12 protein-coding genes are annotated in these 10,162 nt (G+C 64.2%); 7 read left to right on the forward strand and 5 right to left on the reverse strand.

The genetic code is table 11. The features are described 5' to 3' along the window. Window positions 1-8: 8 nt before the first annotated feature. Both AC56PL_RS09035 and AC56PL_RS09040 read right to left on the reverse strand, forming a co-directional pair. On the reverse strand, window positions 9-839 hold the full coding sequence (locus AC56PL_RS09035) for an SDR family oxidoreductase (RefSeq protein WP_495513384.1): 831 nt from the start codon (window positions 837-839) through the stop codon (window positions 9-11). Next, the gene (locus AC56PL_RS09040) at window positions 839-1,285 is read right to left on the reverse strand and encodes a VOC family protein (RefSeq protein ID WP_497153641.1); all 447 of its coding nucleotides are present in this window, start codon (window positions 1,283-1,285) and stop codon (window positions 839-841) included. Before AC56PL_RS09040 ends, AC56PL_RS09035 begins: the two co-directional genes overlap by 1 nt. A 112-nt stretch (window positions 1,286-1,397) precedes the next feature. Between AC56PL_RS09040 and AC56PL_RS09045 the strand changes: the two genes are divergently transcribed. The 7 genes from AC56PL_RS09045 (at window position 1,398) to AC56PL_RS09075 (ending at window position 7,725) form a co-directional block, all read left to right on the forward strand. Beyond that, complete coding sequence (locus AC56PL_RS09045; RefSeq protein ID WP_495513386.1) at window positions 1,398-2,699, forward strand: acyl-CoA dehydrogenase family protein; 1,302 nt, start codon at window positions 1,398-1,400, stop codon at window positions 2,697-2,699. Next, the gene (locus tag AC56PL_RS09050) at window positions 2,699-3,715 is read left to right on the forward strand and encodes a phosphotransferase family protein (RefSeq protein ID WP_497153642.1); all 1,017 of its coding nucleotides are present in this window, start codon (window positions 2,699-2,701) and stop codon (window positions 3,713-3,715) included. The genes AC56PL_RS09045 and AC56PL_RS09050 overlap by 1 nt, the downstream gene beginning before the upstream one ends. After that, a complete protein-coding gene (locus tag AC56PL_RS09055) occupies window positions 3,712-4,476 on the forward strand; it encodes an enoyl-CoA hydratase-related protein (protein WP_495513388.1) in 765 nt (254 codons plus the stop codon). The genes AC56PL_RS09050 and AC56PL_RS09055 overlap by 4 nt, the downstream gene beginning before the upstream one ends. A 6-nt stretch (window positions 4,477-4,482) precedes the next feature. Beyond that, the gene (locus tag AC56PL_RS09060) at window positions 4,483-5,451 is read left to right on the forward strand and encodes an NADPH:quinone oxidoreductase family protein (protein ID WP_497153643.1); all 969 of its coding nucleotides are present in this window, start codon (window positions 4,483-4,485) and stop codon (window positions 5,449-5,451) included. Beyond that, window positions 5,448-6,461: a zinc-dependent alcohol dehydrogenase gene (locus AC56PL_RS09065; RefSeq protein ID WP_497153644.1), complete on the forward strand. Its 1,014-nt coding sequence runs from the start codon at window positions 5,448-5,450 to the stop codon at window positions 6,459-6,461. Before AC56PL_RS09060 ends, AC56PL_RS09065 begins: the two co-directional genes overlap by 4 nt. A gap of 51 nt (window positions 6,462-6,512) precedes the next feature. Then, a complete protein-coding gene (locus AC56PL_RS09070) occupies window positions 6,513-6,971 on the forward strand; it encodes a pyridoxamine 5'-phosphate oxidase family protein (protein WP_497154278.1) in 459 nt (152 codons plus the stop codon). Between the two features lie 82 nt (window positions 6,972-7,053). Next, entirely contained in the window at window positions 7,054-7,725 is a 672-nt protein-coding gene (locus AC56PL_RS09075; protein WP_495513391.1) for a hypothetical protein, read from the forward strand. 77 nt (window positions 7,726-7,802) lie between these two features. Here the strand turns inward: AC56PL_RS09075 and AC56PL_RS09080 are convergent, their stop codons facing one another. From AC56PL_RS09080 to AC56PL_RS09090, 3 genes are all read right to left on the reverse strand, one after another. After that, a complete protein-coding gene (locus tag AC56PL_RS09080; protein ID WP_495513392.1) occupies window positions 7,803-8,306 on the reverse strand; it encodes a hypothetical protein in 504 nt (167 codons plus the stop codon). After that, a complete protein-coding gene (locus AC56PL_RS09085) occupies window positions 8,303-8,908 on the reverse strand; it encodes a TetR family transcriptional regulator (protein ID WP_495513393.1) in 606 nt (201 codons plus the stop codon). Before AC56PL_RS09085 ends, AC56PL_RS09080 begins: the two co-directional genes overlap by 4 nt. A 94-nt stretch (window positions 8,909-9,002) precedes the next feature. Then, window positions 9,003-10,151, reverse strand: a complete 1,149-nt coding sequence (locus AC56PL_RS09090; protein WP_497153645.1) for an acyl-CoA dehydrogenase family protein — start codon at window positions 10,149-10,151, stop codon at window positions 9,003-9,005. Between the last annotated feature and the right edge of the window lie 11 nt (window positions 10,152-10,162).

Genomic DNA, 10,162 nt, shown 5'->3' on the forward strand with positions numbered 1-10,162 from the left:
TGCGACGGTCAGCGCGAACCGGGACCGCGCACGGCGGCACACAGTCCGCCGTCGACAAGCAGGTCGGTACCACTGAGAAAGCTCGCCTCGTCCGACAGCGCGAACGCGACCACCGACGCGAGCTCGGCCGCCTGCCCGAGTCGACCCACCGGCGTCGTCCCGATCCACTCGGTGATCCGGGGATTGTCGGCCGCTTCCTGACGGCCCTGCGGGGTGTCGATGAGCCCCGGGGACACCGAGTTCACGCGACCGCCGAGTGGCCCCAAACGCACCGCTTCCTGTTGCGCAAACCGTTTCACCCCTAGTTTGGCCACGGCGTACGCCGCGCCCGGATGCTCGATCGTCGGCCCGAAGCTCTCCCGGATCCGATCCAGGAAGTCGTGCTCGAGCGGGTGGTCGAGGATCTCCGCGGTGGCGGCATCGATCTCGACCCCGCCGATGGCAGGGGCCATCGACGCAAAGTAGACCCATGCCGTCCCCGCCGTGGTCAGCGGCCGAAACACGTCGGCAAGCCTTGCGGTCGCAACCAGATCGACCGTGAAGATCCGGCGCCAGTCCGCCATCGTCGGGGAAATGCCCGCGACGTGGGCCACCGCCCGCAGGGTCCCGAGTTGGGCAACGCGATCGGCAAGCCGTTGCACACCGTCGGCATCGGTGATGTCGAGGACATGCGGTTCGACGACAGCCCCCTGGGCCGATGACAGTTCCTGCGCCGCGGCCTTCACCGTTGCCTCATCGAGATCGACGAGCACCAGCGTGTCGACCACGCCGGTCAACCGGCGCGCACAGTCCAGGCCCATGCCCCGTCCGGCACCGGTCACCACACCAACAGTGCCCATCAGCGCACCGCCCAGCACTGCTGCAACGACGGCTCCGCCAGGCGGGTCACGAGTTCCATCCGAAAACCGGTGTCACTGCGCAGGAATGCGAAGAAGGTCGAACCGTCCGGGCCTTTGCGGGTCACCTCGGTGACGTAGCCGTGTCCCACCAGTTCGGCGACGTCGGCGTCCACATCATCGGACCAGTAACCGGCGTGGTGGATGCCTGCGCCTTCGGCCGGTTCCCAGAAGGTGCCCGGGATGCTGCGCACCACCTCCAGCCTCGGGGTGGTGATCGAGTAGGCGCATCTGACGTCCACCGTCACGTCCCCGGTGGGCAGCGTGACCTCGATGGGAGCCCCGATCTCCGGGCCCCACTCATAGCCGAGGAGCGACGACAACTGCGCCTGGGTCGCCTCCAGATCGTGCGTCACGATTCCGACGTGAAACAGGTCTTCAGCCTTCATTGGTGGTAACCGCCTTCCGTTTGGACACCCTATTCGGAACGATCTTCACACTAATAAGAATTGTGTTCCGTCTCGCCAGAATGATATTCTCACACGGAACGAGGAGGCCTCCATGGCATGGGATTTTGAGACCGACCCGCAGTACCAGGCGAAACTGGACTGGGCCGATGAATTTGTCCGCGAAGAAGTCGAACCACTCGATCACGCGTGGCCACATATGCAATTCGTCCCGCTCGACGGGGGACGTCGCAAGGCGATCGACCCTCTCAAGCAGCAGGTTCGCGATCAGGGTTTGTGGGCCACCCACCTCGGCCCAGACCTCGGCGGTCAGGGCTACGGCCAGCTCCAGCTGGCCCTGCTCAACGAGATCCTCGGCCGCTCCTCGTGGGCTCCGATCGTCTTCGGCTGCCAGGCCCCCGACACGGGCAACGCCGAGATCATCGCCCACTACGGCACGCCGGACCAGAAGAAGCAGTACCTGCAGCCGTTGCTCGACGGCGAATGTTTCTCGAGCTACTCGATGACCGAGCCGCAGGCCGGCGCCGATCCGACGCAGTTCAAGACCAGCGCGGTCCGCGACGGCGATCACTGGATCATCAACGGCTACAAGTACTTTTCGTCCAACGCCAAGACCGCGTCGTTCCTCATCGTCATGGTTGTCACCAACCCCGACGTGAGCGCGTACAAGGGCATGTCGATGTTTCTGGTCCCCACCGACACCCCGGGCGTGATCATCGAACGCAACGTCGGACTGTTCGGCGAGCCGATGGATGAAGGCACCCACGCCCTGATCCACTACGACAACGTCCGCGTCCCCGACAGCGCGCTGCTCGGCGGTGAAGGTCAGGCGTTCGCGGTGGCGCAAACCCGCCTCGGCGGTGGCCGGATCCATCACGCCATGCGCACGATCGGGTTGGCGCAGAAGGCAATCGACATGATGTGCGAACGCGTCCTCAGCCGCGAAACCGCGGGCAGCCTTCTGGCCGACAAGCAGTTCATCCAGGGCTACATCGCCGACTCGTACGCACAGTTGGCACAGTTCCGGCTGTTCGTCCTCAACACGGCCTGGAAGATCGACAAGTACAACGACTACAAGAAGGTCCGCAAAGACATCGCCACCGCCAAGGTGGTCATGCCCACGGTCCTGCACGACATCGCTTGGCGGGCAATGCAAGTACACGGCGCCCTCGGTGTCACCAACGAGATGCCCTTCCTGACCATGGTGCACGGCGCCGCTGTGATGGGCCTGGCCGACGGCCCCACCGAGGTCCACAAGATGACCGTCGCCAAGCAGGTATTGCGCGACTACAAGGCCACCGACGACCTGTGGCCCACCGAGTGGATCCCTCGCAAACAAGCTGCAGCCAAAGCCAAATACGCCGAATTTCTCGAACTCGAAGTGGGGAACCTCTGATGGACCTGATCAAACTCGCGGACTGGATGGACCAGGCCGGACTGCCCGGCAAGGGCGAACCACTGGAGGCCAAGTTCCTGTCCGGCGGAACGCAGAACGAAATCTACAAACTCACTCGCGGTGACAATGTTTCGGTGATCCGGATGCCGCCGCCCGCCGCGCCTGCCAACCGCGATGAGGGCATCATGCGGGAATGGCGCATCATCGAAGCCCTTGACGGCACCGAGGTTCCGCACACCAAGGCGATCGCTGCCTGCTCCGACACCTCGGTCCTGGGGCGCTCGTTCTACCTGATGGGCTACGTCGACGGCTGGTCACCGATGGACAACAAGCAGTGGAAGGAACCGTTCACCTCCGACCTCGAATTGCGAAAAGGCCTGGCATATCAGCTGGCCGAGGGTATCGCGCTGCTGTCGAAGGTCGATTGGAAGGCCCAGGGCCTCGGCGATCTGGGCCGGCCCGACGGCTTCCATGAGCGCCAGGTATCGCGCTGGACCCGGTTCTTCGACCGGATCAAAACCCGTGAACTCGAGGGTATGAGCGAGGCCACCGCCTGGCTCAAGGCCCACAAGCCGCTCGACTTCATCCCCGGAATCATGCACGGCGACTACCAGTTTGCGAATGTGATGTACAAAGAGGGCGCTCCGGCACAGCTCGCCGCGATCGTCGACTGGGAAATGGGAACCGTCGGCGACCCGAAGCTGGATCTGGCCTGGATGGTCCAGGGCTGGCCCGAGGACACCAACGCACCTGAGGCCGCCACGGCCAGCTATGTCGACCTGTCCGGGATGCCGTCGCGCGATGAGATGATCAACCACTACTCCAAGGTGTCGGGCCGCCAGGTCGACGACCTCGACTACTACCTGGTGCTGGCGAAGTGGAAGCTCGCCATCGTCCTCGAGCAGGGTTTCCAACGTGCCGGTGACGACATCAAGCTGCAGGCCTACGGTCCGGTCATCGAAACCCTGATGCGTTCGGCCGCCGAGTTCGCAGAATCGAGCGACTACAAATCATGAGCACAACAACCGACGAGCTCATCTCAGAGCGGCGCGGCGCCGTCCTGATCCTGCGGCTCAACCGCCCCGAAGCCCGAAATGCACTCACCGGCAGTCTACTTCGCGGCATCGGTACGGCGGCGCTGGAAGCCGAGGCCGATCCGGAGATCCGCGCCATCGTCCTGACCGGCACCGGCGATCGCGCCTTCTGCGCCGGTATGGACCTGCGTGCATTCGCCGAAGGTGGCGACTTCACATCCGAAGGCTTCAGCCGCCTCGCCTCCGGCGACCTCGCCATCCCGGTGATCGGCGCCGCCAACGGCACCGCGATCGGTGGTGGCCTCGAACTGCTGCTGGGTTGCGACATCATCGTCTCGTCGACGGCAGCGAAGTTCGGGCTACCCGAGGTCAAGCGCGGCCTCTTCCCCGGTGGCGGTGGCACCACGATCGGAACCCGCATCCCGATGGGCATCGCATTGGAGATGACTCTGACCGGTGATCTGATCACGGCGCAGCGTGCTTACGAGATCGGTTTGGTCAATGCTGTTGCACCGCAGGAAGACGTGCTCGACGTAGCGATCGGATATGCCGAGCGTGTCGCGGCCAACGCTCCGCTGAGCCTGACGGCCTGCAAGGAACTGGTCCGGCTCTCGGTATCGGACGCCGCGGCCGCAAAGGTCCGTCTGGCACGGCACCAGGAGATCGTCTTCAGCAGCAACGACGCCAAAGAAGGCGCCATGGCGTTCATCGAAAAGCGCGAACCGAACTGGCAGGGACGGTAGAACCAGATGCGCGCCGCCGTGTGCCGGGAACTTGGTCCTCCGGAAATCGTTGAGGTGCAGGATATTCCCGCGCCGACATTGCAAGCCGGCCAGGCCCGAGTCGCAGTTGCCTGCGCCGCGGCGAACTTCCCGGACGTACTCGTGATCGCCGGGGAATACCAGGTCAAGGTCCCCACGCCGTTTGTACCGGGCAGCGAATTCGCCGGTGAGGTCACCGAGGTCGCCGATGATGTCACATCGGTGGCCGTCGGCGACCGGGTGACCGGGACAGGCATCGTGGGTGCGTTCGCCGAAGAGGTGTGTGCAAAAGCCGCCGGACTGAAGAAGATCCCGGAGTCGATCTCCGACGAGGTGGCGGCCGCCTTCGGTGTCGCACACCGCACGGCGTACCACACGTTGCGCTCGGTGGCCCGCGTGAAGTCGGGTGACCACGTGATCGTCCTCGGTGCCGGGGGCGGCGTCGGACTGGCGGCGGTGCAACTCGCCGTCGCGATCGGCGCCACCGTCACCGCTGTCGCGTCCTCGGACGAAAAGCTCGCCGTTGCCAAGGATTACGGCGCCACCACCGTGATCAACCACCGAAACGCCGACCTGCGGACCGCGCTCCGCGAACTGGTCCCCGGCGGCGCCGACGCGGTCATCGACCCTGTCGGTGGCGACCAGTCCGAACCCGCATTGCGGGCGCTGGGCCGAGGCGGACGTTTTGTCACGATCGGCTATGCCTCCGGCACCATTCCGCGGATCCCGCTCAACCTCATCCTCGTCAAAGGGGTGCACGTGCTGGGATTCCAGTTCCAGGATCTGCCGCCGGACGAGTACCGCCGCAATGAGGACGAGCTCGCCGAACTCCTGGTCAAGGGCACTGCGGTCCCCCACATCGGCGCGACCTACCCCCTTGACGAGGCAGCCTCGGCATTGCGTCTGGTCGCCGACGGTCAGGCGATCGGCAAAGTACTCGTCAAGGTCACCCGGTGAAGTCGGTCATCGTTTCCGGCGTCGGTACCACCGCGATCATCGACATACCCATCCCCAGTCCAGGACCCGAAGATGTCCTGATCAAGATGCGGGCGTGCGGAATCTGCGGTTCGGACGGCTTCTACATCGAGATCGGCGGTATCCCACCGATGCAGGGCAAAACCCCGCTCGGGCACGAACCGGCCGGAGAGATCGTCGAGGTCGGAGAACTGGTGGTCGGTCTGACGGTCGGCGACCATGTCGTGATCAACCCGATGGCCGACGGCACCGGCATGATGGGTGGTGGTGGACCGGTCGGCGCCCTGTCGGAATACGTCCTGGTCGAGCGGGCCGAAGTCGGAGGCAATCTCGCGGTCGTGCCACCCGAGGTCCCGTTCCACGTTGCCGCGCTCAATGAGCCGATGGCGGTCGCCCGCCATGCCGTGAACCGCACCGGCGTCAAACCCGGCGACACCGTCCTGATCTTCGGTGCCGGGCCCATCGGACTCGGCGCGGTGATCGGATACAAACTCAGCGGCGCGAAACACGTTGTGGTGGCGGACATTCTCCCGTCGCGCCTGGAGAAGGCGCTCGCGGTTGGCGCCGATGCGGTGATCAACTCCGCCACCGAAGACGTCGGAACTCGACTACTCGAACTACATGGTCCGGGCACCACCGCAACCGGCAAACCCCGCGCAGGCACCGACATCTACCTCGATGCCGCCGGAGTTCCCGAGGTGCTGCACATCGCGATGCAGTCGGCCAAACAGAACGCCACCGTTGGCATCGTCGCCGTGCACAAAGCGCCTGTCGAGGTCGACTTCGGTTTCCTCCTCGGCGCTGAGATCAACATCGTGACCGCGATGGGTTACCCCGATGAGATTTTCCAGGTCGCAGCGGAGATCGCCGACCACTGGGAAAAGTTTGCGGTGATCGTCAGCGACCAGTTCGACTTCACCGATGTCGAGCAGGCCCTGTCCACCGCATCCACCCCGGGTGCCGCCGACAAAGTGGTTGTCATCTTTCCTTGAACCGGCTGCACCACAAGAACATCCACGAGAGGGCGAACCTTGAGCGACCAGTTGCGGGAGCAGAAACGCGGGCGACGCATCGCCATGACACCGGAGGAACGCGAGGTGTTCCTGAACGAGAACCGCACCTGCCGGGTGGCAACGAGCGGCATGAACGGCGCCCCGCACATCTCAGCACTCTGGTACGTCTGGGACGGCCAGGTGCTGTGGCTCAATTCTCTTGTGAAAAGTCAGCGCTGGACCGACATCGCTCGCGACCGGAGGGTCTCGGTGCTCGTGGACTCGGGCGACGACTTCTCCGATCTGTGTGGCGTGGAGATCATCGGCAACGCAACCCCGGTCGGCGAAGTGCCGAGGACCGGTGAGCCGGTCGAAGAGCTCATCGCCCCAGAAGCAGCATTCGGCGCGAAGTACGCCGGCGGCAGGTTCGGTTACGACGGACGGCATGCCTGGCTTCGAGTTGTCCCGGAGAAGATCGTCAGCTGGGACTTCCGGAAGGCCGGAAAGTAATGGCGGTGGCACCTCACGCGGATCGGACATCGAATCGGCGAAACCACAACCATCGAATCGGTTCGGTGGCCACAATGTTCTCGTGAGCGGAGCAGCCGGGCGGCCCACGCCGTCGTCGACACCCGTACGGGCAACGATGACGGTGGTGCCCGCCTTCGCCACCAACGATCAGCTCGTCGACGCTGTCCGGCTGGTGAAGCAGGAGCGCCTGCGAGCTCGAAGCCGCGACCTGCCGTACCGGCTGGCCGTCCTGGGCACCACCACTGCCGATCTCGTCGAGCATGCCGGCGGCCTGCTGTTCGACCACATCATGGCGGGCTGGGTTGTCACGGTCCTGGTTCCGCCGGAGGCCGATCCGCGACCGCTGCAGATACTCGGCACCCGGATCCTCGACGTGGACACAGCCCTTGCGATGGATCTCGAGCCGGCACTTGCGTCACGTCGCCACACGCCTTGGCCCCAGAAGGTCGTGATCGCCGGCGACCTGTGCGTCCGCAACACCCGGCTCCGCGAGGCCGTTCGTCAATCCTTCGACGAGGGTGACACCAACACCATGTTGTGGGGTCCGGCTCGGCCCGCGGTGGACCGCGACGACGTCACTGCGGTCGAACATCAACTCAGCAACGCGGCCCGCGCTTTCAAGCGGCATGCGCTCTCTGCCACGGCAGCCTCCGCAACAGATGTCGCGCACTCAGAATCCTTCTTGGGCAACAAGTTACGCACCAAGGCGCCACCGGCGCTACATCTGGCCTGAACAAAGTGCACTGAAACCGCGAAAAAACCTGGGCCCCAACACATACGTGTCAGGGCCCAGGTCAGAGTTCGGGGTTGTCAGGCCGGAACGAGATCCGACAGACCCTCCCACGAATGGGTCTTTCCGCAGCGGAACACCTCGGAGAGTCCAACGGCGTCGGCAGGCAGAGACGCTGCTGCGAGCGCCTGCGCCTTGAAGGCCCTGGCGGCGACGCTGAGGCGGTGCCGCACCGTTCCGATCCGGCTGTCGAGTTCCGATGGCAGGCTATCTCCCCACAGGGTCACCTCGGTCTCACCGTCTTCGAGGATCTGCTGCACACCCTGGCGCACCCGATCATCGCGCTCGTAGAGCGAACCCGCGGTGACCACGGCCTGCGGATGGAAGCCGAGTCCACGCCATTCGAAGGCCGCCTCGAAGTCGACCGTCTGCGCGCCGAGGATCTGCAGGGCCCGTGCGGTCGGATCGTCCTGCACCAGCACCGTGACGTCCCAGCCGGCCATACCGCGGTCGAACACCAGACCGCCCGCGTACTTGATGACCTCGTTCGCCGTGGGCGCAACGACCACCAGGCGGTACTTCACGAACTCGTCACCCGCTCGAAGTCCTTCGCCAGCGATCGTGCGTACTCCCTGAACACTTGCGTCAGTGGAATTGATTGATCCAGCAGCCATGATGTTTCCATCCCGTTGAGAAAGGCGACTATTTCGACGGCCTTCAAATCTGCATCGAAGTCCGTCCGGTATCGACCATCGACCTGCCCGCGCCGGATACCAGCGGCAACGGTGTCAATTGCGGCGTGATACCTGGCGAGCAGGCGATCATGCAGCGGCGCATCAGGTTCGAGGTTCTCCATCTGGAGAACCGCAAACGTTCCTATCAATTCCGGGGATCGTTCGAATCGCTCGGCGACCCTCACGATCCCATCCAGCAGATCGCCTGCGCGATCAGCATGTTGGTCGTCGTCGGCATCACGCATCTCGAGTACCGCATGCAAGAGCTGCGCTTTGGACTCGAAATGGTGGAGCAAACCGGCGGAGCTGACGCCGGCTTCGGTGGCGATCTGCGACAGAGTCGTGTTTCGCCACCCATTGCGGGCAAGCAACCGCTGAGCGACCTCGAGAATCTGTCGCTTGCGCTCCTCGCCTTTGACGAGAAGTGCCTCATACGGCCGATCGCGCGCCACTGATCTCCTTCGCTACAGCCAACCAACTGAACAGATAGTAGGTTGGATTCCGCCTTGTGACAAGGGTCTCATCAAATTTGATCTGGGTTGCAGATCACAGACCGAGCGACTTGGCGATTATCACCTTCATGACCTCGCTGGTACCTGCATAAATGCGTGCGACCCGGGCGTCGAGGTAGAGCCGTGCGATCGGATATTCGGTCATGTATCCGTAGCCACCGAAGAGCTGCAGGCAACGATCGACGACCCGTGCCTGAACTTCGGTACAGAAAAGTTTCACCCGTGCGGCGTCTGAACCGGACAGTTCGTCGTCCACGAGATCGAGGACAGCCCGGTCGACCATCGCCTGTCCGGCCTCGATCTCGGCCGACATGGCCGCGAGTTCGAACTTGGTGTTCTGGAACGACGCAACCGGCGTACCGAAGGCCTTGCGTTCCTTCACGTACTCGATGGTGGTCGCCACGGCCGCCCGCGCTTGGGCAATCGATCCGACGGCCACCGTGATGCGCTCCTGTGGCAGATTCCGGCCGAGATATCCGAACGCCTTGCCTTCCTCACCGAGCAGGTTCGCCACCGGCACCCGGACGTTGTCGAACGACAGTTCGACGGTGTCCTGGACTTTGCAGCCCATCTTGTCGAGCACCCGGCCGCGCTCGAATCCGGGCATGCCGTCCTCCACGACCAACAGTGACAATCCACCGCGACGGTTGTCCGGATCGGTCGATGTCCGGGCCAGGACGATCACCAGGTCGGCGAGCAAACCCCCGGTGATGAATGTCTTCGCCCCGTTCAGCACGTACTCGTCGCCCTCGAGGACGGCATTGGTGCTGACGCCTGCGAGGTCGGAGCCGGTGCCCGGTTCGGTCATCGCGATCGCCGACAACAGGGTGCCCTTGGCGAGTCCAGGGAACCAGCGAGCTCGCTGGTCCTCGTTGGCGTACTCGAGGAAGTACGGGAGGATCACGTCGAGTTGGGTCCGGACGGTGCTCAGGGTGACGAGCGCTCGTGCCGCCTCCTCTTGGAGGATGACGTTGTAACGGTAGTCGCGAAGGCCTGCGCCCCCGAACTCCTCGGGGATCGCGATACCCAGCAGGCCCAGCGATCCGAGCTCGGCGAAGATCTCGCGCGGCATCTGACCGACCTTCTCCCAGGCCGCGTACTCCGGAACGATGCGCTTGCCGATGAAGTCGCGCGCCAGCGCCCGGAACTCCTCGTGGTCCTCGGTGAATACTCCGCGTCTCATTTCGCTTCCTC

Source organism: Williamsia sp. Y721 (genome assembly GCF_059683565.1).